A 21104-nucleotide genomic window follows, 5' to 3' on the forward strand; every position below is an offset into this window, starting at 1 on the left:
ATGGCTTCGGGGCTCTTTCCCCGCGCACTGATGATATTGCGCAGTAATGCAACTCGCACTATGTAGCAGCTGGCGAAGCCTGCGTTCGGCTGCGAAGCAGTCGTGAAATCAGACGATGCGGTGTTTCAGACAAAACTTGCACTCAAGTTTACGACTGCTTCGCAGCCGAACGCAGGCTTCGCCAGCTGCTACCAGTGCGGGGTGTTATTGATCTATTTGTTTGGCTTGTTACGAGCGCAACACGCCAATCGCCCGCCGATATTTTTCAACGCGTTCCAGGTCTTCCCACGACGGCTGCGCGATCCGCGACAAGTCGCTGTTCTCTTCCAGGTCCGCCAGTTTCACCACCCGACCTATCGGGTTCTGCGCCGCGCGTTCGACGAAGGTTTCATAGGACTCGCCCGGCACTTTAGTGACGGACTCGATGGCGGTCAGAACGGCTTCGCTGAAGCCTTCCTTGCGCAGGTCATCAAGGCTGAGGCCGCAGTCCTCGACCACGTCATGCAGCACGGCGACGATGCGTTCTTCCAGCGTGTTGACCCGCAACATGACTTTCAGCGGATGCAGAATGTAAGGGGTGCCGCCCTTGTCGACCTGGCCTTCGTGCGCGGAGGCGGCGATGGCAATGGCGCGTTCCAGTGTCTGGCTCATGTCGCTCTCCCTGGGTAATCGGCGTTCGCATTGGAGCTCGCCGTAATAACCGTGAAAATCGGGGCTCAGCCCAACAAATGCTGTGAGATAAGTTTGGAAATCTCGACCATTGACGTCCTGCCGGTGAATTCAAACTTCACTCTGCCCAGCGCCGAGAAGTAGATTTCCAGCTCAGAATCCAGGTCGAACGTGCCCGAGGTTTCCACGGAGTAAGCGACGATGTTTTTGTAGGGCAACGAAGTGAAGTCTTTTTTGCTGCCGGTGATGCCTTGCACGTTCACCGCGATGATTCGCTTGTTGGTAAACACCACGCCATCGCGCATGGATTTATAGGCATCAATGACCTGCTCACCGTCCAGCAGCAGCGCGGTGACTCGCTCCGCGTACTCGTTGTTTTGCTTGAGTTTGAAAAAGCCTTTGTTGTTGAAATCGATCATCCGCCATCCCTTCCTTAAAGAGTGTTCCCTGGATTGCCAGCGCGTGGCGCGGCGAGCATACCATCGGGCCTGCGCTTTTTGCCCCCCCGCCCACAGCGGATCCGAAAACCAATGGAACCCCGCGCTTCATCGCGTTTTCAAAACCTTATCAGCGCTGATTTTGATCAAACAAGGCGCCATTGGAGAGGAAATCGCGATGAACAGTAGACTGCTGTTTTTGCTGGCCAGCCTGAGCCCGACCCTGGTCATGGCTGAAGGCTGTGATGTGCTGACCCGCTCTCAAAGCCCTTCGGTGCCGGTGGTCGAAACGCATAGCTGTTATGAGTACGAAAACATGCCGGTGAACGCGATCGATTGGTCATGCAGCAACGAGAGCAAAGAAATGCTGACCAGCACCAAGAAAAAAGTCGAACAGTGCGCTGATCATTCTCAGGCCACTTGCGTCGCCACGTTGACGCAAGAATCGCTGGCCAATCCTCACTCCACCAGCAAGGACAAGAGCAGCACATCGCTGATTATTCCGAACAATGCCAAGGTCACTACGTATTACTACGGCGCTGAGCACTTGGGTCAGGCAAAAATTGATTGCGAGTCGGGTGGAGGGCACTGGAAAACCCAGTAGCCCCCCAAGCAGCGCTGGTTAACCCTTAACAGCCGCTTCAATCGCAGCGATGTCGATCTTTCCCATCTCCATCATGGCGTCGAACGCGCGTTTGGCCGCAGCTTGATCAGGATTGGCTATCGCGGCGCTCAGAACCCGTGGGGTGATCTGCCATGACAATCCCCACTTGTCCTGGCACCAGCCGCATACGTTTTCCTGGCCGCCGTTTCCGACAATCGCGTTCCACAAGCGGTCCGTTTCGGCTTGGTCGTCGGTCGCCACCTGGAATGAAAAAGCCTCGTTGTGCTTGACCCCCGAGCCCCCGTTCAGCCCCAGACAAGGGATGCCCATCACCGTGAACTCAACTGTCAGGACATCGCCCTGCTTGCCTGCCGGATAGTCACCGGGTGCGCGAAGAATAGTGCCCACCTCGCTGTCCGGGAAGGTTTTGGCGTAGAACGTCGCAGCCTCCAGCGCGGTGCCGTCGTACCACAGACAAATCGTGTTTTTGCTGATCATCCTGGTTCTCCAGAAGAGGAATGGGTTCGCTCATTCTGGTACGGATTGTCTCTTCGCGCACCTTGAAGGCAGGAAACCCCAAACGACTCGGCGCCAATGCGACTCAGCGCGCGCCCTCCGCTGGATGGATCATCAGGTAGCTGTCGACGGCATTGCCGATGGTTGGAAAGAACGCCGTTTCGCCAAGCCGCGCGAACAGCCCGAATCGCTTCAGCTTGTCCTTGACCGGGTCTTTCATCTCGGCCACGCACAACTTGATGCCCGCCGCGTGCAAGGTGTCGTCCAGTTCAGCCAGCATGTCGGCAGAGGTCACGTCCACACTGGTGACGGGTTCTGCCGCCACCACCAACCAGCGCACGGGCGTAGGCGATGCTGCCACCGCATCAAGCACTCGGTCATTGAACAGTTCGGCATTGGCGAAGAACAACGGCGCATCCCAGCGAAACAGCACCAGGCCGGGGATAAGATGCGCGTCGGGATAGCGCTGGATGTCGTGGTAGCCCTTGACGCCATCGACTCGCCCCAGTACCGCGGAATACGGCCGCCAGCCATCCCACAGAAATTCGATCACAGCGATCACGATGGCCAGCCCGATGCCCTCGATCGCACCAAACACGGCCACCCCGACGGTGCAAACGATCGAGAGCCAGAATTCCCAGCGCTGGATGCGATAAATACGTCGCAGGTCAGCGACTTCAATCAGGCCGATGGCCGACGCGATCACGACCGCTGCCAGTGCGCTGGTGGGCAAGTTCTGCAACAGGTTGGGGGCCACCATCAACAGCAGGGCAACGGCCAATGCGCCGACCACCCCGGTCAACTGGGTTTTGGCGCCAGCGGCTTCGGCCACGGGGGTCCGTGAGGAGCTGCTACTGATCGCAAAGCCCTGGAAAAACCCAGCCGCCAGATTGGCAAAACCGAGCCCCGCCATTTCCTGGTTCGGATCGACATAGGTGCGGGTCCGTGCCGCATAGACACGCGAGAGCACGCTGGTGTCGGCGAACGACACCAAGGCAACGGCGCACCCGCCGATGAGCACGGGGACAATATCGGCGCGGGTAATCCAGGGGATGGCGAACGCCGGTAACCCTTGTGGCAGAACACCGAGGACCGACACACCCGCACGCTCGGCAAGGTCCAGCACACCGACGGCGATGGTCGCGCCCGCCACGGCGATCAGGATGCCCGGTACGCGCTTGAAGCCCTTGAGCAGCAGGATCACGATCAAGGTAGCGGCGCCGATCGTGAACGCAGCCCAGTTGGTCTTTCCTTCAATCACCGCGTTGACGATTGCCCATATGTTTCTCAGCGGGCCATCGGACTCAATCGAAAAACCGAAAAACTTGGGCAGTTGGCTGATCAATACGGTCAGCGCGATGCCGTTCATGTACCCGTAGCGAATCGGCTTGGAAAGCAACTCGGTAATGAAGCCCAAACGCATGATGCCCGCCAGGATACAGACGACGCCTGAAACGATCGCCATCATGCTTGCAAGTGCGACGGCGCGATGCGGATCACCGCCCGACAGGGGCAGGACGACAGCCAGGATAACCGCGGCCAGTGAAGAATCCGGGCCGAGCACCAGAATCCGGCTAGGCCCGAACAATGCATAAGCGAGTAGCGGAACGATGGTCGCATAGAGGCCATAGATGCCGGGTACGCCCGAAGCCACGGCATAGGCGATGCCGACGGGCACCAACATCGTGGTGAGCACCAGCCCGGCCATGATGTCGTGACGCAACCAGGCAATCTGGTACTCGCGCAACGTGCGAAGCCCGGGAAGCCAGCGGCTCCAGCCGGATTGCACGCTGGTATTGCGGTGTGCAATCCGGCCCGGTTCCGGGACGGGAGACGAAGCATCCGAATCGCTCATAAAGCTATGGCCTATAGGTGTACCGCGCAGATCCGCTTGAACGTGCCCGTCAGAATTTTTCGGGCACTCGCCGGTGCGGATAATCCGGCTCTTTATAGCCAGCTGGTTTCTGCCGCTTGGGCAACACCACCTCCTCGCGTGGGACTTCCTTGTACGGGATGCGGCTGAGCAAATCGGAGATGATGTTAAGGCGCGCCCGCCGTTTGTCGTTGGAGTTGGCCACCAGCCACGGGGCATGATTGGTGTCGGTTGCCTGGAACATGTCGTCACGCGCGCGCGAATAGTCATACCAGCGGCTGTATGACTTGAGATCCATGGGGGTCAACTTCCAGATTTTGCGCCCATCCTTGATTCGCTCCTGAAGCCGGCGGGTCTGCTCATCTTCGCTGACTTCCAGCCAGTATTTGAGCAGGATCACCCCCGAGTCGACGATTGCCCGCTCCACCAAAGGCGTTGTCTTCAGGAAACTGGCCACCTGCTCTTTGGTGCAGAACCCCATCACCCGCTCGACGCCCGCCCGGTTGTACCAACTGCGATCGAAGATCACCACTTCGCCGGCCGCGGGAAGGTATGGCAGGTAACGCTGGACGTACATCTGGCTTTTCTCTCGATCACTCGGCGCCGTCAGCGCCACGACCCGAAAGACACGCGGGCTGACGCGTTCGGTGATCGCCTTGATCGTTCCGCCCTTGCCAGCGCCATCGCGCCCCTCGAAGACGATGCAGATCTTGACGCCCTTGGCTTTTACCCACTCCTGTAACTTGACCAACTCGACATGCAGGCCACGCAGTTGCTCAAGATAATCCTTGCTTTTAAGTTTCGCGGTTTCAGCAGCTTTACTCTTGGGGGCTTTTTTCTTGTCTTTTGCCATGTTCGAGACCTCGCCAATAAACAGCCTAGGGTTTGCCATCTGCTCATCCGCCGAGGGCGATGATCGCAGTAATCAGTACAGCGCCGGTGACGGCCATCGCGAGTCCGCCTTGCCACGGTTTTGCGCCGGCATACGTCGAGAGCATCCAGCCGGCGATGAACAGCACCACAAGTCCGACCAGGTTAGACATGCGCACAGCGAGCGCTGTCTGGTCGAGCAACAGAAACGGCACGACTAGCGGAAATGTCGAGAACACCACCAACAGGAAAACGCCGAAAGCGCCCTTGAAATCATCCCAACCGAGGTTCGGTTGTACTGGCATGGATGAATACTCGACCAGGCGGCGGCGCAACGATTCCAGCTCATCAGGGCCGGCCGCTGCGGCAAGACGCGGGGGTAACGCCTCGGCAATGAGCGCTTGCCCGGCGGCGGCATCCGTCGCATCACGCAGATTGGTGCGAAGCGTACGGTTACGCGTGCGCTCGATCAGGGTTCGCAGCAAATACATCACCGCGTCTGCCAACCCCCAGGCGAGGTTGCAACCCAGCGCGGCGATCATCATCGTCCGTTCCTCCTCCTGACCAGATGTGGCCACGCTGATCGTCCCAGTGAACGTCATTGCCATGAGCAGGCCGAAAATGACCTCCGTGACACGGTCAACCGGATCAAGAACACGGGCCCGCTTTTGCTCTCCAGTGCTTTGCATGCGCTCATCCTCGCCACGGCGGCCGTGTCAGCGTGATCCTGGTTTTCAGCCGTGCCGGGGCGGTCAAGACCCGCCATCGGCAAGCACATCGAACAGCTTAGTTCAGACTTGATCTATCACAACGCGACCTATCCACAACGACTGATCTTTTGCGCTTGCACCTTGTTTTCAAGGAGATTTCTCTGAGCGCCATTCCCCGTGTCCGGACTCGATGCCGTTCTGCATCAGTTATTTATACTCAAATGCCAGCTTAATAATATTTTACCGATACCAGGGTGATCCCTAGTCTTGACCCCAAGAAATGGCAGGCCGTTACCGACCTAAATCCAACTTCGAAGGGTATAGAGATGACCACTGAAAAAATAAAAACAGATACGCTGATTGTTGGCGCCGGTCAGGCTGGCGTGGCCATGAGTGAACACTTGAGCAAACTCGGCGTGCCGCATTTGGTACTGGAGCGCAACCGTATCGCCGAACGCTGGCGCACCGGACGCTGGGATTCGCTGGTGGCCAACGGTCCGGCCTGGCACGACCGTTTTCCCGGTCTCGATTTCGACGACCTCAGCCCCGACGACTTCGCCCCGAAAGAGCGGGTCGCCGACTATTTCGAAGCCTACGCCAAAAAATTCAACGCCCCGATCCGCACCGGCGTGGACGTGCTGAAGGTTGAGCGCAATGTCGGTCGCCCGGGCTTCACCATAGAAACCTCTGAAGGCGTGATCGAGGCCAACCGCGTGGTGGCTGCCACCGGGCCTTTCCAGCGTCCGGTCATCCCGCCGATTGCGCCGAAAGATCAGCCATTCACCCAAATCCACTCGGCCGAATACCGTAACCCGGCGCAACTGCCTGAAGGGGCTGTTCTGGTCGTCGGTGCCGGTTCGTCGGGCGTGCAGATCGCCGATGAACTGCAGCGTGCTGGCAAGAAGGTTTACCTCTCGGTCGGCGCCCACGACCGCCCTCCTCGCGCCTATCGCAACCGTGATTTCTGCTGGTGGCTGGGCGTGCTCGGCGAATGGGATCAGGCCGCCATGAAACCTGGCCGGGAACACGTGACCATCGCGGTCAGCGGCGCACACGGCGGCCGCACGGTGGACTTCCGCGGGTTGGCCCATCGCGGCATGACGTTGGTGGGTTTGACCCAATCGTTCAACGGTGGCGTAGCGACTTTTCAACCGAACCTCGCCGAGAACCTGGCACGCGGCGATGAGAACTATCTGGCGCTGCTCAACGCGGCTGACGCCTACATCGAGCGCAACGGCCTGGACTTGCCGGAAGAACCTGAAGCGCGCATGACCTTTTCCGATCCGGAATGCGTGACCAACCCGATTCTTGAACTCGACCTGGCCCAGGCCGGCGTGACCTCGATCATCTGGGCCACCGGTTTTGCCACGGATTACAGCTGGCTCAAGGTTGATGCCTTCGACGACAACGGCAAGCCAGCGCATCAGCGCGGCGTCTCGAGCGAGCCGGGCGTGTATTTCCTCGGCCTGCCGTGGCAGTCCCGCCGCGGGTCTTCGTTCATCTGGGGCGTTTGGCACGACGCCAAGTACGTGGCGGATCACATCGCGATCCAGCGTTCCTACCTCGACTATCACGACGCCGCGCAACGCGAGGCTGAAACCGTCCCGGCCGCCCATAAAGCAACCGTCAGCGCTTGAGCCATTTTTCTTTAGGAGCTTCAAATGTCCACGCCAACCCATACCCGTATTCGCATGTTCAACACCAAGGAAACCTACCCGAACCAGAGCCTGGACAATGACCTGTGCCAGGCCGTCCGGGCCGGCAACACTGTGTATGTTCGCGGTCAGGTCGGGACTGATTTCGAAGGCAACCTGGTGGGCCTCGGCGATCCGCGAGCGCAAGCCGAGCAAGCCATGCGCAACGTCAAACAGTTGCTGGAAGAGGCTGGTAGCGACCTTAGCCATATCGTTAAAACCACCACTTACCTGATCGATCCGCGGTATCGCGAGCCGGTTTATCAGGAGGTCGGCAAGTGGCTTAAGGGCGTGTTTCCGATTTCGACCGGGTTGGTGGTCTCCGCACTGGGGCAGCCGCAGTGGTTGATGGAGATTGATGTGATTGCGGTGATTCCTGAGTAGATCGAGTCGCGGCCATCGCAGGCAAGCCAGCTCCCACAGGTTAGTCGTCGTACACAAATCTGTGGCCACTGAAGATCCCTGTGGGAGCGGGCTTGCCCGCGAAGGCGTCCGCCCAGACACCCACTTCGCCAAGGCAATACAAGGAACAAACCCATGACCTTCTCCATCGCAGCACGTTGCCCCGAAACCGGTCAGTTCGGCATTGCGATCAGTTCCTCGAGCATCGCCGTCGGCGCCCGTTGCCCCTGGCTGCTGCCGGGTGTCGGCGCCGTCTCCACACAAAACATCACCTTGCCGTCACTCGGCCCGGAAGTCCTCGCCCTGATGGAACAGGGCCTTGCACCGGCCGAGGCACTGGACAAAGTCCTGACCCGCAACGGCTACAGCCAATATCGCCAGATCACGGCAATTGACCACCTAGGCCGCACCGCGCATTTCAGCGGTTCGCAAACCCTGGGCAACCACAACGCCGTATCCGGTGATCAATGCGTCGCGGCCGGCAACATGCTGGCGGACCGTGCAGTGATCGAGGCCATGGTCGAGGCATTCGAGCATGGCGAAGGCCAACTGACCGACCGTCTGCTCGCGGCCATGAAAGCGGCCATCGCCGCGGGTGGCGAAGCCGGGCCGGTGCATTCGGCGGCGGTGGTGGTGGTCGGCGAATTGACCTGGCCTATTATCAACCTGCGGGTGGATTGGGCGGATCACGACCCGATCGGCCAGCTTGAGAAACTCTGGGACGCCTATCGCCCCCAGGTCCAGGACTACATCGACCGCGCCCTCGCCCCCGACAAATCCCCCGGCTACGGCGTTGCCGGAGACGACCGATGAGCAACAGCCTCGATTTGCTGAAAACGTTGGTGGCCTTCGACACCACCAGCCGCGAATCAAACCTGCACCTCATCGAGTTTGTCCGCGACTACCTCGAGCGCTTCGACGTGCCTTGCGAACTGGTCTACAACGAGCAGCGCAGCAAGGCCAATCTGTTCGCAACCATTGGCCCGGCGGATCGGCCGGGCATCGTGCTGTCGGGGCACACCGACGTGGTGCCCGTCGACGGCCAGCCGTGGACCGTTGCGCCGTTCGAACTCACCGAGCGCGACGGCAAACTGTACGGTCGCGGCACCGCGGACATGAAAGGCTACATCGCCTGCGTACTTGCGCTGGTCCCGTCGCTGGTGAACGCCACGCTGCGGCTGCCGGTACACATCGCGCTGTCCTACGATGAAGAAGTCGGCTGCCTGGGTGTGCGTTCGTTGCTGTCGGAACTGGAAAAGCGCCCGGTCAAACCAATGCTCTGCATCATTGGTGAACCGACCGAGCTCAAACCGGTGCTGGGCCATAAAGGCAAACTGGCGATGCGCTGCGATATTCACGGTGAAGCGTGCCATTCGGCGTACGCACCGCTTGGGGTCAATGCGATTGAATACGCCGCCGAACTGATTGGTGAACTGGGGCGGATCGGCAACCGGCTCAAAGCCCCCGAGCATCACGACGCCCGTTTCGATCCGCCCTTCAGCACCGTGCAAACCGGGGTGATTTGCGGCGGCAAGGCCCTGAACATCGTCCCCGCCGATTGCCGCTTCGACTTCGAAATCCGCGCCCTGCCCTCGCATGATCCGAGTGAGGTTGCTCAGGAGCTGAAGGCCTATGCCGAGCAGCAGGTGTTGCCGCGCATGCGGGCGGTGAGTGAGCAGAGTGAAATTCGATTTAGCGAGTTGTCGGCGTACCCCGGGTTGGCGACCGATGCGCACAGCGAAGCGGCTGAATTGATTGCTGCTTTCTGCGGCTCCCGAGAGTTCGGCACCGTCGCCTTCGGCACCGAGGGCGGCCTATTCGATGCGGCAGGCATTCCCACCGTCGTCTGCGGCCCCGGCAGCATGGATCAAGGCCATAAACCCGACGAGTTCGTCAGCCTCGTACAACTCACCGCCTGCGACGCCATGCTCCAGCGAATGCTGCAATCAATCAGCTAACTCGCCCCCACAAAAACGCGTCCGCAACAGGTTCCTGTAGCAGCTGGCGAAGCCTGCGTTCGGCTGCGAAGCAGTCGCAAAATCTGACGACTCGGTGCATCAGGAAAACCGCGTGCGCAGGGTTTACGACTGCTTCGCAGCCGAACGCAGGCTTCGCCAGCTGCTACACGTTGCGCGGTGTTTCGACGATCCAATCCCCTGTACCCCACAGGTTTTCGGCGACCACCCGACATACATTTTTTAGCGTCTATACCCACAAACTTACTAATTTATCTCTCACTCCCCACCGCACATCATCAACTCCAACAAGAAAAGCGTCGCCCCCGTGCAGCGCTCACCGAAGTACGTCCACGTACTCAAATTGCCTTGGAGTCCGTCATGGTTACCGCAGCAACAACCTCCGCCCCGCTCATCGAAAAACACACCATCGGCTACGTGCCACCCGAAGATCGCCACGGCAAAACCCGCGACCTGTTCACCCTCTGGTTCGGCGGCAACATCGCCCCACTGCCCATCGTTACCGGCGCCCTCGGCGTACAAATGTTCCACCTGAACCTGGTGTGGGGCATCGTCGCCATCCTCGTCGGCCACCTGGTCGGCGGCGTGCTGATGGCGCTGCACTCGGCGCAAGGCCCGCAAATGGGCATCCCGCAAATGATCCAGAGCCGCGCCCAGTTCGGCTCCCTCGGCGCGCTGCTGGTGGTGCTGATCGCCGGCATCATGTACATCGGCTTCTTCGCCTCCAACATCGTCCTCGCCGGTAAATCCCTGCACGGCGTGGTCGACAGCGTGCCAGTGCCGGTGGGCATCGTCATCGGCGCCCTCGGTTCGGGCATCATCGGCATCATCGGCTACCGCTTCATTCACGTGCTCAACCGCATCGGCACCTGGGTGCTCGGCGCCGGAATCGTGCTGGGCTTCGGCTACATCTTCACCCACGTGCAGACCACCGACTTCCTCACCCGCGGCAGCTTCAACATCTCCGGTTGGCTCGCCACCGTTTCGCTCGCTGCGCTCTGGCAAATCGCCTTCGCGCCCTACGTCTCCGACTACTCGCGCTACCTGCCGGCCAACGTTCCCGTGGCCGCAACGTTCTGGACCACTTACCTGGGCACCGTGCTCGGCTCCAGCCTCTCGTTCATCTTCGGCGCCGTCGCCGTCCTCGCCACACCCGTCGGCTTGGACACCATGGACGCCGTCAAACTCGCCACCGGCTCCATCGGTCCACTGATGCTCGTGCTGTTCCTGCTCAGCGTCATCAGCCACAACGCCCTCAACCTCTACGGCGCCGTGCTGTCGCTGATCACCCTGGTGCAAACCTTCGCCTACCGCTGGATCCCCACCGCCAAAAGCCGCGCCGTCCTCTCCATCATCGTCCTCGCCGCCTGCTGCTTCGCCGCCGTCGGCGCTTCCGCCAACTTCATCGGCCACTTCGTCGACATGGTGCTGGTGCTGCTCGTGGTCCTGGTGCCGTGGACCGCGATCAACCTGATCGACTTCTATGCGATTCACAAAGGTCAGTACGACATCGGTTCGATCTTCAAGGTCGATGGCGGGATCTATGGCCGGTACAACCCGCAGGCACTGTTGGCCTACGCGATTGGCATCGTGGTGCAGATCCCGTTCATGAACACGCCGCTGTACGTCGGCCCCATCTCCGAACACATCAACGGCGCTGACTTGTCCTGGCTGGTCGGCCTGCTGATCACCTCCCCGCTCTACTACTGGCTAGCCAACCGCGACACCGCCTACAAACGCCGCCTCTCAACCGGAAAACTCGCCAACTCGATCTAACTAACCCCCCAATCCCCTGTGGGAGCGAGCCTGCTCGCGATGAGGCCATGACAGCCAATATTGATTTAGCTGACAGCCCCCCATCGCGAGCAACCCCACTTGCGCCTTGCCCGCGACTACCCAAAAACCCCGAAATTTAATGAACCCCGCCCACACCCACCCACCTAACTGAATGACTATCAGGAGGGTGAACAATGCAAACCGAAACCATCTGGATCGTACTCGCCGCAATACTTGTGCTGGTCGAGGTATGGGCCATCAACAAAGTGCGCAAAGCCGAAGGCAAATCCAGCAACAAACTCGTATGGATGGTGGTAATCGTGTTTGTACCGCTGTTCGGGCTGATAGCGTGGGCAGTGGCCGGACCGAAACACACCGATCAGAACCCGCATTCACCGCAGGCCAGGCAATAACGTTGGATGCTGTGCGGTAAGGATTTTTTGAACTGCGCAATTGCAAACAACAAAGCCCCGAAGATTCGGGGCTTTGTTGTTCCTGGCCACCCGATTTCATAAACCTGACATCCGAAATTCGCGTAGGAATTCACCCTTTGTGGCGAGGGGATTTATCCCCGTTGGGTCGCGAAGCGGCCCCAAAACCTGCCTCCCATTTCCCAAGGTCCTCCAAACGGCCGGAATCACCGCAACAAGCCCGAAAACAGTGGCATTCAGCCTTGTCACAACAAACGCCAAACCGTCCTACAGCCCGGTTGTGAGCAGCAAAATGGCCGCCTATATTCGACCTGTCGCTGACACAATTAGCGATGGGTTTCGCAGCCCTATAAAACAGATGACCAATACCGTCGCATGAGAACTCTGGCAAAATTCGCCCGCGTTTCATTTCATGGCGGTTGTGCGTGGGAGACTTTCGAGTCTGCCGGGTGTCGGTCATCTCTCGGTCTGCGAACCCGCGTACAACTGCCACCCCATTTGTTTCGCAGCGAAAAGGTGGCGCCTCTATTTACTTCCGTAGAGAACTACTTATGACCATGAACAATCCGCCTCGTCGCTTCACCCCCATGTCCCAATTCGCCACCGACTACCCCGTCCTGCTCATCGACAGCGACGCCCCACTCCAAGAACTCCACAACTGCGTCAGCGAACGCCTCAGCGCAGTCCTCAAATACCTGCACCTCATGGCCTGCACTAGCCTGCCGGACTATGCCGAGAACGACATCAACACCGTCACCAACATCGCCCGGATCATGGTCCAGGATGTGAGCGATGTGTTTCGGGTGATTGAGCAGCGGGGATTCAATACGCATAAGGATCAGTGACCGAATTACCGCAATAAAAAACCCGCATTACTGCGGGTTTTTTACTAACTTTATATATCCAATAAAAAGCTTGATTTGATGGCGTATATTTTCACAAATTGATATGTCGAAAACGAACTAAAGGCAGAATGAACAACCCTGCATCCTATCGAACAAAGTACTCTGACACTCTGCGGCACATTGGTTAATGTACGGCGCAAAAACTAAAGCCGCAAACATCCAAGTTTTGACATCCCAAGATTAAGAGACTCCAGAAGAGCACCTTCAAGCTTATTAACAACGACACACGACCCTTCACCAAAATACTCCGGCGCAACGATCAATTCATCATGCAGTTTTAACTCAAGCGCAGGGAAATTATTAATTAACAAATTTGCAACATCAACCCCCACAAGCAAACTGTCTATCGACTCATCTTGAAACCCTTCAGCTAACGCGTTCAAATCCGAAAACTCAAAAAGCTTGAGCGTGTGAAATTCTGATTGCGCATAGGCATGATGATTTGAACCACTCAAGACACCCATCGATCTTGCTGCACTAAAGCTGTTCAACCGCCCCTTGTAAATAATTGCTTCTGGAGAATCGAAATAGGGCGCCGTAAAATTGTACGACAATGATCTTTTATAAGTTCTAGAAATACTGGAAAATATCGCATGCACTTCTCCTGCATCTAACGCGCGAAAAAGTTCACTCCACTTAATCGGGACAAATTGACAATCAAGTTCAGCGACTTCACACACAGCACGCAAATAGTCTAACTCAAGCCCACAGCCCACCCCACCTCTAACAAAGGTAAACGGCTTATTTTCCGAATCATAACCTATGAAATACTTAGCAACTCGCTTCATACATCGCTCGCTCTAACACTTTAAAATTTTTATAATCACGCTCAAGCGCATCAGCACTCTCATCAACAAAATAGACGATCCCAGGACACGTCTCCATACTGATCGTTTTTGTTAATTTAGATCCTTTAACCGGCAAATGAAGTTCATCAACGTAGGTCGGGAAAGCCCGAACAGCATCCACGTAATAATCATCCACCACTCGGAGATCACAAGGGCACCTCATCAACACCGCAAGACATTTAAAATTGTTACCGGAAAAGCGTTGCATCTGATGTTTGAAAACTTGAGGACTGCCATAAACCAATGCGGTTAAAGTGACATGACTATGACCTACCGCTTTCAAAACCGCATTATGGCAAATAGAACCCTGCATCCGCGCGCCCAGTTCAATCAGCACCGGCGTGTTTCTTTTCGAACACCACATAATTTCTATGTGAGAGGGTCCATGAACCATTCCCAATGCATCAAGACACTGTCTAGCATATTTAACTAATCGTTCAACTTCAACACTCGCGCCCTTAAAGTCAAGAAGGTACTCCTTATCACCAAGATAGCCATGGCACGGGTCCTCAACTCGGTGTTCTTTCCAGACATCCGAAACAAAATGCTCACCTTCACAACTAACCATATTTACAATGTACTGAACACCAGAAAGCTTCTCTTGAATGATTAGGGCTCGATTTATTGAACCCATTGAGTTCACGTTATTCAACAAGCACCTAAAAGCTGAAAATATCTCAGAGACGGTGGTACAAAAAAAGACCCCATCTGAACCAGCGCTGTCCAGTGGTTTCACAACAACCGCCGAACACTCACGACTTTCGAACCAGCTTATTGCAATATCGACAGAGTCGGTCTGAAGACTTTCTATGTATTCGATGTCGGCACTCTTCAAAGCGGACTGCATGAGGTACTTGTTTCGGCGATGCTCAGACTTTTCAATAGCATTGCCCTGCAAACCAAGTCTATTATTCAGTTGATCCGCCAACAGCACTCCCGACTCACAACCCGCAACGACAAACTCAACCCCCAAGCTTCCCAGTTCCGACGCCGTCTGCTCTATTGTTTTCGATATTATGTTCGCCACAAAACTTTCGACCCTAAAACTTTGGCGATCGAACTCAAGTATAGGATCCATTGACTGAACATGGACAATTTTATATCCATACTTCTCAAATTCCGCTGACAAAAAACGCCCTGTCGAATAAGCATCAACTATCGCAGCTAATTTTGGCATACTCGACAGCCCTCATATTCCTAACAACTTGAATTATGGATATTGAAACGATTGAAAAGCAACACACCACCGTTATTAATGATGGCGGATACGGATGTTGTAGCCATTGAAACAAAAGCACGAAAAGTGGCGTACTCGACAATAATATCTCCAAAAGCACGGGCTCAAGATATCTGATACCTTCCTGAAGTAAATACACTGCCGGAATTATTCCGAGCACAGAAATTACCAACGCCACTTCAATGATTTCGCCACTTAAGACAAAAGAGCCCTTGACCAACGAACAAACAAAGGAAATTGCGATAAGCAGATAAAATCTAGAGGAAAGAATAGTTAATGTATTCACACCTTTATCGTACATTGACTTATTGGTAACGGTGAGTGCCGCATCCGAAAACGCCGCAAACGCTGAAATGCAAAGACCTAGCGCCATAACGAAAGGTGCTATCCCTGAACCGACACGAAAACCATCGTAGAATAATAGAAGCGTTATCAGCAGCGAAAGCAGACAAATCACCATGTCGCCGCGATCGCTTTTTGAGTCGGGCCGACATATTCTGTTAATACAGAAAGTGAACGTTGGTGCCAACGAAGTTGCTACACCTATCACCATTGCGGGGGGCAGCAGTGAAATGGCTAGAAAAATTCCGCCCCAACTACCAGTAGTCCAGATATTTAAATACAGTAATTGACGACCACCCAGTGGATATTTTGTTCTTTTTAGAAATGCCACCAACATAAAAAAAGATGCCGTAAGCAACATTGACAATGATGTCATCAGGAAAACATCGTGACTCATAAACGTCGATGAGCGATAAACATCCTGCCACCCAGTAAGAATGTTATGGCTTAAAATCAGCAAGCATCCATAGATCAACCCATTCCCCATAAAAGACCTTTATCCTTAATTAAATAGTGTAATTTCCATATAGAGAATGCAACCAGATAAATACCACCAAGCCAATTTAACACTCGAAAACTGACTCTGCCTGACAATATTTTTCCTATCACATCACCGCCTAATGCATACACCATTTGGCACACGAAACTACCGATAAAAAATCCTGAAAGAAAGGCGGGAATATTGACTGCTTGCGCAGCCGATTGACTGGCAAAAACGTAAGAAGTAATTGCCACGATGGTCAGTGGATTAGTCATCGTCAAAGCAAAAACAGAAATGAACCCTGCCTGCTGCGAAACCGATATATCGGGATCTGTATACTTGAACATTTTTACGCCCAAATAAAACAGATAAACTATAGATACAACGACCAATAAGTTCCGATGTTCAACTACAAACACGCTCACAAGTGCAGCACCCATTAATGCAACCGCCGCATATAGAACATCGGCAATAGCGGCGCCTAGCGCACTCGGCAGCGCACTCAATCGGCCATACAAGATTGATTGCCTCAATATAATTAAGGCAATCGGTCCGAATGAAATCGACAGCACCATCGAAAATAGCAGAGACTGACGAAAATCATGCACTTAATCTACGAGCTCCTTAAACATTTTCTTTTTGGCACGGCAATGAGGACACTTAAAGTCGTCTGCCAGATCTTCCCACTTGGTACCTGGCTCAATGCTTTCCAAAGGCTCGCCATCGCTTTCTGAATATGTGTAATGACAGAGTTGGCACTCATATTCTTTTGACATAACTAATCTCTTTTAAGAAAGCGGGCCGTAGGCCCGCCTAACACTCACTGAATGGATGAACTCAAGCGCTTATTCAATGCAGCGAACATTTGCTCAAATCCATCCATGAAAGCCATCGCCCCTCGCAAAGCTTGCGGACCAATGCTTTCATTTTTCTCCAGATACGAAACAAGTATGTCCCGCCCCGTTGCCACGTGCATAGGTTCTACATCGCAATGAATTGCGAAAAAGGCAAGTACCGGATCGTCCTGATCCGTCAGACCATATTCACTGGCGTACCTCTGGAAGCCTTCAAGGAAGTACTGGAACTCTCTGGATGATGTCATTTCTGACGCAAGATGAAAGCCTAATGCTTCCCCAAGGAACTCCGAACGGTACATTCGGTGGGTGTTATTACCCATCGCAACGCCTTCAGGCAAAACATGCTTCGTATCAAAAAGATCAGCGTCAGAAAGGCCTAGATGGGACGTGAGTTCCTTGAACATTTGATGATGGGTCGGCAGCATGTGTTTGCTGTGTTGATGCAACCCATATTCGTCTACGGAAGCGTAGAGAATATGAGCTGCTTTAGCTGTACCGTTCCAGGTATCTTCTTTGATCCACTCATCAGTGACCCTGGCGGCCAACGCAATAATACCGGCGGGTACGTCTTTGAAGAATGCCCACACTGTTCCAAAGAATACCGCTAAACCCTCATGATCCAGAGGTTTATTCGCCAGAATCTGGCCAAATCTATCAAGTTCTTTAATCGCTCCATGTCGAACGATAGAGCCAGCAATATTATTGTAAGTAGCATCGTGTTTAGTATCGTGTAACGCCTGCTCATTTTCCCTTACATTGAACGCTTCCTGAATGCTCATCAGATTCTCTCCGTGTATTCCTTGGTTTTATTATTGTCGATCCTTGTTGCGCTATCCTGCGCCGGAGAAATATTCAATCTCGCAAAAAAAATGTCAACAGTTTTTTCGAAAAATACTCGACCCCGTAGATACCTATATTGCAGTTCTAACCTGAGACGCCCGAGCTAGAGCGTCACAACCTTGAAGAAATCCAAACTGAAAATCAGCGATTGCTAGCAACTAACTTGTACGAAATACGAGTCAGAATATTCATACAAAAAAAATATAGCCGCCCACCTCATGCAACTTCATTGACGTCAGAAGTTAGCCGGCGCATTCGCACAAATACAGCCTCATCCGCCCCAATACTCCGAAACCGATGCGGCAACGTCGTCGGAAAGTAATACCCATCCCCAGCATTCAGCAGACTAATCTGCCCATCAACCGTCAACTCAACCGTCCCCCGGGTAACCAACCCACACTCCTCCCCTTCCGAATGCACAATCGGCTCTTCCCCCCGAGCACGCCCCTGGCGCGTATTGCTCGCGCAAAAGGCGCATCTGCCCACTCGGCACCTAAGCGCCAATCAGCAGCAACTGCAGCCCATGACGGCCGTGATCCGGCTGTTCATTGGCGCGGAAGACGTATTGGTGTTCGCGGAGCGGCTGGTCGAAGGTGAAGAAGTCCGCCAAGGACATGGGGATGCCTTCGAGCAATTTTTTCAGGAAGCTGACGGAGGGACTGACGCGATTTTGTTCGATCAGGGAGATGGTGGCATTGGTGACGCCGCTACGCCGGGCCAGCTCGCGTTGGGAGAAAAAAGGTGACAGATCTATTTATCCAAATAGATCTGTCACCTTTTTTTGCTGGTCACCTTTTTTGCTGAATTTTTGTTGATCATCGAATTAATTAGTGCCTGCGACCCGGCTTCCAAACATAGTGAGAAAAAACAAACACGGTACATGCAAAAGCAAAAAACAAAACCCCAATGGCACCCCAATGAGGTAAATCACTCAAGAATTTGATCTTATCTATCTGAGGAATAAAAATTATGGTCCCAATTGAAGCACCGATGAAGATTGCTATCCTGGAAGCTCGCACACTGGTGTACCTGTCGTTCAACGTCTCATCGAGTTCCATTCTCCGCAACCTTGGAACGTAGTAGCGCAAGCCGAGAAAGCAAAAAACCACATAAACTGCAAGGCCTACAGCATAGAACTGCGTGTCTTCCAGGGTTATTACTTGCATCAACCCCAACATAAGTATCACGGAATAAAAAGCAGCACAGGCAAAGACCATGATCCATGCCCAGAGGTAATAGCCAATTGTTCGAATATCCTTCAACACATAATCCATCATAAGTACAACGTTCAAAATCTTCAGGGCCCTGCATCCAATGCAGGGAAACACTGAAACAGTTAACTAATTAGAAGTTAGCCGGCGTATTCGCACTAATAATCTCAGCCTCATCCGCCCCAATATTCCGAAACCGATGCGGCAACGTCGTCGGAAAGTAATACCCATCCCCGGCATTCAACACACTAATCTGCCCATCCACCGTGAGCTCAACCGTCCCCCGCGTAACCAGCCCACACTCCTCCCCTTCCGAATGCACAATCGGTTCTTCCCCCGAACTCGCCCCCGGCGCGTATTGCTCGCGCAACAGGCGCATCTGCCGACTCGGCACCGAAGCGCCAATCAGCAGCAACCGCAGCCCATGACGGCCTAGATCCGGCTGTTCGTTGGCGCGGAAGACGTATTGGTGTTCGCGGGGCGGTTGGTCGAAGGTGAAGAAGTCCGCCAAGGACATGGGGATGCCTTCGAGCAGTTTTTTCAGGGAGCTGACGGAGGGACTGACGCGATTTTGTTCGATCAGGGAGATGGTGGCATTGGTGACGCCGCTACGCCGGGCCAGCTCGCGCTGGGAGAGTTTGTAGCTTTCGCGTACTAGTTTGAGTCGTGAGCCCGTGTCCATGACAGCCTTATGCGAGGAATACTTAAGGGTTATGGGGGTGGATGGCGGGCGACTTTTGGCCGCGAAAAACACCGCTTCCCTGTCCCGGAAATTTGAAAGGCGGGTATTAAATCACGTTTGGTTGTGTTGCTCAGCAGGTTCGATGAATGGGTGGATGAAAAGGTTGTTTTAGCCTGAAGTTGGGGGATTTGGGTGTGAAAGGTGTAGGTGTGGTTGCTGTGTGTCAGTTGGGGTTGATAGTGACTGGTATGGCCTCATCGCGAGCAGGCTCACTCCCACAGTTTGGTTTTGGTTGGTCACGGATTTTGTGTATGGCATGGATCTCTGTGGGAGCGGCGGTGCGACGATTCGACTTGCTCGCGAAGGCGGTTTGTCAGTCGACATCAATGTTGACTGTGCCGCCGCCTTCGCGGGCAAGCCCGCTCCCACAGGGATTGTGTTGACGACTAGATGCCGAAACGGTCACGCAGTGCGTAGTACGCGGCGCCCATGGCGGTGAGTGGGGCCTGGAAGGTGCGGCCGCCGATCATGGGCATGTGCGGGAGTGAGGCGAAGGCGTCGAAGCGTTCGGCGTCGCCGCGGATCATTTCCGAGATCAGTTTGCCGGCCAGGTGCGAGCAGGTGACGCCGTGGCCGCTGTAGCCTTGCATGTAGTAGGCGTTTTTTTCGATGCGGCCGAATTGCGGCATGCGTGACATGGTCAGCAGGAAGTTGCCGGTCCAGCGGTAGTCGATCTTCACGTCCTTCAGTTGCGGGAAGGTCTTGAGGATTTTCGGCTTGATCAGTTGTTCGATGTCGTCCGGCTCGCGGGCGCCGTAGACCACGCCGCCGCCGTACAGCAAGCGGTTGTCGGCGGTGAGGCGGTAGTAGTCGAGCAGGTAGTTGCAGTCTTCGACGCAGTAGTTGTTTTTGATCAGGCTGCGCGCAACCTTTTCGGACAACGGTTCGGTGACGACGATTTGCGAGCCGCACGGCATGCTTTTGCGCGTGACGCGGTTGTCGAGGTCTTGCGGCAAATACGCGTTACCGGCGATCAGCAGGTACTTGGCGCGGACCACGCCTTTGGCGGTGCGCACGGTGATCGGTTCGCCGTAGGTGATTTCCACTGCGGCCGATTGTTCGTAGATTTTGCCACCCAGGCCGATGATGGCCGAGGCTTCGCCGAGGGCCAGGTTCAACGGGTGGATGTGGCCGCCCTGCATGTCGAGCAGGCCGCCGACGTAGTTGTCGCAGCCGACTTCGCGTTTGATGTCTGCGGCGTCGAGCATTTTCAGGTTCTTGTTGCCGTAGCGTTCCCAGCTGCTTTTCTGCTCGGCCAGGCCTTTGAGTTGCTTTTTGTTCAGCGCGGCGAAGATACCGCCCGGGCGGTAGTCGCACTGGATGTCGTAGTGTTGAATGCGCTGACGGATGATGTCGGCGCCTTCGAAGATCATGCTGCCGAGGACTTCGGCGGTTTTGTCGCCGTAGCGTTCTTCGATGACATCGACGTCGCGGCTGTAGGAGTTGACCAGTTGGCCGCCGTTGCGACCGCTCGCGCCGAAACCGACTTTGGCGGCTTCGAGCACGGTCACGCTGTAGCCGGCTTCGGCGAGGAACAGCGCCGAGGACAGACCGGTGTAGCCGGCGCCGATCACGCAGACGTCGCATTCCACCAGTTCTTCAAGCACCGGGAAATCGCCGGTGAAGTTGCGGGTGGCGGCGTAGTAGCTGTTTACATGTGTTGTTTGTTTCATAGGTTTCTCC

Annotated in this window: 23 protein-coding genes and 1 pseudogene; 8 read left to right on the forward strand and 16 right to left on the reverse strand. The window is 55.2% G+C overall.

Annotated features, from left to right (window positions below; genetic code table 11):
• Positions 1–228 precede the first annotated feature (228 nt).
• Both ACQ4OB_RS08225 and ACQ4OB_RS08230 read right to left on the reverse strand, forming a co-directional pair.
• Entirely contained in the window at positions 229–651 is a 423-nt protein-coding gene (locus ACQ4OB_RS08225) for an HD domain-containing protein (protein WP_430955471.1), read from the reverse strand.
• A 65-nt stretch (positions 652–716) separates the two neighbouring features.
• Positions 717–1088 (reverse strand): PH domain-containing protein, encoded by a 372-nt coding sequence (locus tag ACQ4OB_RS08230; RefSeq protein WP_046049313.1) that lies wholly within the window; start codon positions 1086–1088, stop codon positions 717–719.
• 196 nt (positions 1089–1284) lie between these two features.
• On the opposite strand from ACQ4OB_RS08230, the gene ACQ4OB_RS08235 reads away from it, so the two are divergent.
• Complete coding sequence (locus ACQ4OB_RS08235) at positions 1285–1710, forward strand: hypothetical protein (RefSeq protein WP_076031423.1); 426 nt, start codon at positions 1285–1287, stop codon at positions 1708–1710.
• Positions 1711–1728: 18 nt separating this feature from the next.
• Here the strand turns inward: ACQ4OB_RS08235 and ACQ4OB_RS08240 are convergent, their stop codons facing one another.
• The 4 genes from ACQ4OB_RS08240 to ACQ4OB_RS08255 form a co-directional block, all read right to left on the reverse strand.
• Positions 1729–2208 (reverse strand): VOC family protein, encoded by a 480-nt coding sequence (locus ACQ4OB_RS08240; protein WP_074875872.1) that lies wholly within the window; start codon positions 2206–2208, stop codon positions 1729–1731.
• A 103-nt stretch (positions 2209–2311) separates the two neighbouring features.
• On the reverse strand, positions 2312–4081 hold the full coding sequence (locus ACQ4OB_RS08245) for a SulP family inorganic anion transporter (RefSeq protein WP_430955472.1): 1770 nt from the start codon (positions 4079–4081) through the stop codon (positions 2312–2314).
• A gap of 49 nt (positions 4082–4130) precedes the next feature.
• The gene (ppk2, locus tag ACQ4OB_RS08250) at positions 4131–4952 is read right to left on the reverse strand and encodes a polyphosphate kinase 2 (protein ID WP_074875868.1); all 822 of its coding nucleotides are present in this window, start codon (positions 4950–4952) and stop codon (positions 4131–4133) included.
• 43 nt (positions 4953–4995) lie between these two features.
• The gene (locus tag ACQ4OB_RS08255) at positions 4996–5658 is read right to left on the reverse strand and encodes a hypothetical protein (RefSeq protein ID WP_074875866.1); all 663 of its coding nucleotides are present in this window, start codon (positions 5656–5658) and stop codon (positions 4996–4998) included.
• A gap of 347 nt (positions 5659–6005) precedes the next feature.
• On the opposite strand from ACQ4OB_RS08255, the gene ACQ4OB_RS08260 reads away from it, so the two are divergent.
• The 7 genes from ACQ4OB_RS08260 to ACQ4OB_RS08290 all read left to right on the forward strand — a co-directional run bounded on the left by ACQ4OB_RS08260 (position 6006) and on the right by ACQ4OB_RS08290 (position 12803).
• Positions 6006–7316 carry a flavin-containing monooxygenase gene (locus ACQ4OB_RS08260; protein ID WP_076031427.1) on the forward strand — a complete coding sequence of 437 codons (1311 nt, stop codon included), beginning with the start codon at positions 6006–6008 and terminating at the stop codon, positions 7314–7316.
• A gap of 24 nt (positions 7317–7340) precedes the next feature.
• Positions 7341–7757 (forward strand): RidA family protein, encoded by a 417-nt coding sequence (locus ACQ4OB_RS08265; protein WP_046027689.1) that lies wholly within the window; start codon positions 7341–7343, stop codon positions 7755–7757.
• Positions 7758–7910: 153 nt separating this feature from the next.
• The gene (locus ACQ4OB_RS08270) at positions 7911–8588 is read left to right on the forward strand and encodes a DUF1028 domain-containing protein (protein ID WP_074875863.1); all 678 of its coding nucleotides are present in this window, start codon (positions 7911–7913) and stop codon (positions 8586–8588) included.
• The gene (gene argE / locus ACQ4OB_RS08275; protein ID WP_430955473.1) at positions 8585–9733 is read left to right on the forward strand and encodes an acetylornithine deacetylase; all 1149 of its coding nucleotides are present in this window, start codon (positions 8585–8587) and stop codon (positions 9731–9733) included. Before ACQ4OB_RS08270 ends, argE begins: the two co-directional genes overlap by 4 nt.
• A 378-nt stretch (positions 9734–10111) precedes the next feature.
• Positions 10112–11527, forward strand: coding sequence for a purine-cytosine permease family protein (locus ACQ4OB_RS08280; protein WP_430955474.1), 1416 nt, complete (start codon positions 10112–10114; stop codon positions 11525–11527).
• Between the two features lie 194 nt (positions 11528–11721).
• The gene (locus ACQ4OB_RS08285; protein WP_076031433.1) at positions 11722–11940 is read left to right on the forward strand and encodes a PLD nuclease N-terminal domain-containing protein; all 219 of its coding nucleotides are present in this window, start codon (positions 11722–11724) and stop codon (positions 11938–11940) included.
• A gap of 569 nt (positions 11941–12509) precedes the next feature.
• Entirely contained in the window at positions 12510–12803 is a 294-nt protein-coding gene (locus tag ACQ4OB_RS08290) for a fructose-bisphosphate aldolase (RefSeq protein ID WP_102616204.1), read from the forward strand.
• A gap of 203 nt (positions 12804–13006) precedes the next feature.
• Here the strand turns inward: ACQ4OB_RS08290 and ACQ4OB_RS08295 are convergent, their stop codons facing one another.
• From ACQ4OB_RS08295 to ACQ4OB_RS08340, 10 genes and pseudogenes are all read right to left on the reverse strand, one after another.
• Positions 13007–13651 (reverse strand): substrate-binding periplasmic protein, encoded by a 645-nt coding sequence (locus tag ACQ4OB_RS08295; RefSeq protein ID WP_430955475.1) that lies wholly within the window; start codon positions 13649–13651, stop codon positions 13007–13009.
• The gene (locus ACQ4OB_RS08300) at positions 13635–14888 is read right to left on the reverse strand and encodes an ATP-grasp domain-containing protein (RefSeq protein ID WP_102616202.1); all 1254 of its coding nucleotides are present in this window, start codon (positions 14886–14888) and stop codon (positions 13635–13637) included. Before ACQ4OB_RS08300 ends, ACQ4OB_RS08295 begins: the two co-directional genes overlap by 17 nt.
• On the reverse strand, positions 14863–15777 hold the full coding sequence (locus tag ACQ4OB_RS08305; protein ID WP_430955476.1) for a hypothetical protein: 915 nt from the start codon (positions 15775–15777) through the stop codon (positions 14863–14865). Before ACQ4OB_RS08305 ends, ACQ4OB_RS08300 begins: the two co-directional genes overlap by 26 nt.
• Positions 15762–16379 carry a LysE family translocator gene (locus ACQ4OB_RS08310; RefSeq protein ID WP_102616201.1) on the reverse strand — a complete coding sequence of 206 codons (618 nt, stop codon included), beginning with the start codon at positions 16377–16379 and terminating at the stop codon, positions 15762–15764. Before ACQ4OB_RS08310 ends, ACQ4OB_RS08305 begins: the two co-directional genes overlap by 16 nt.
• Entirely contained in the window at positions 16380–16547 is a 168-nt protein-coding gene (locus ACQ4OB_RS08315) for a rubredoxin (RefSeq protein WP_102616200.1), read from the reverse strand. It lies immediately after the preceding gene.
• Positions 16548–16591: 44 nt separating this feature from the next.
• Positions 16592–17407 (reverse strand): iron-containing redox enzyme family protein, encoded by an 816-nt coding sequence (locus tag ACQ4OB_RS08320; protein WP_102616199.1) that lies wholly within the window; start codon positions 17405–17407, stop codon positions 16592–16594.
• Between the two features lie 296 nt (positions 17408–17703).
• Positions 17704–18222: pseudogene (locus tag ACQ4OB_RS08325) on the reverse strand (cupin domain-containing protein).
• A 73-nt stretch (positions 18223–18295) separates the two neighbouring features.
• Complete coding sequence (locus ACQ4OB_RS08330; protein WP_102616198.1) at positions 18296–18745, reverse strand: hypothetical protein; 450 nt, start codon at positions 18743–18745, stop codon at positions 18296–18298.
• Between the two features lie 67 nt (positions 18746–18812).
• Positions 18813–19361 carry a cupin domain-containing protein gene (locus ACQ4OB_RS08335; protein WP_007895886.1) on the reverse strand — a complete coding sequence of 183 codons (549 nt, stop codon included), beginning with the start codon at positions 19359–19361 and terminating at the stop codon, positions 18813–18815.
• Positions 19362–19807: 446 nt separating this feature from the next.
• Entirely contained in the window at positions 19808–21094 is a 1287-nt protein-coding gene (locus ACQ4OB_RS08340) for an NAD(P)/FAD-dependent oxidoreductase (protein ID WP_008151838.1), read from the reverse strand.
• Positions 21095–21104 lie beyond the last annotated feature (10 nt).

The organism is Pseudomonas sp. ES4, from assembly GCF_050586665.1.
Classification (GTDB): domain Bacteria; phylum Pseudomonadota; class Gammaproteobacteria; order Pseudomonadales; family Pseudomonadaceae; genus Aquipseudomonas; species Aquipseudomonas frederiksbergensis.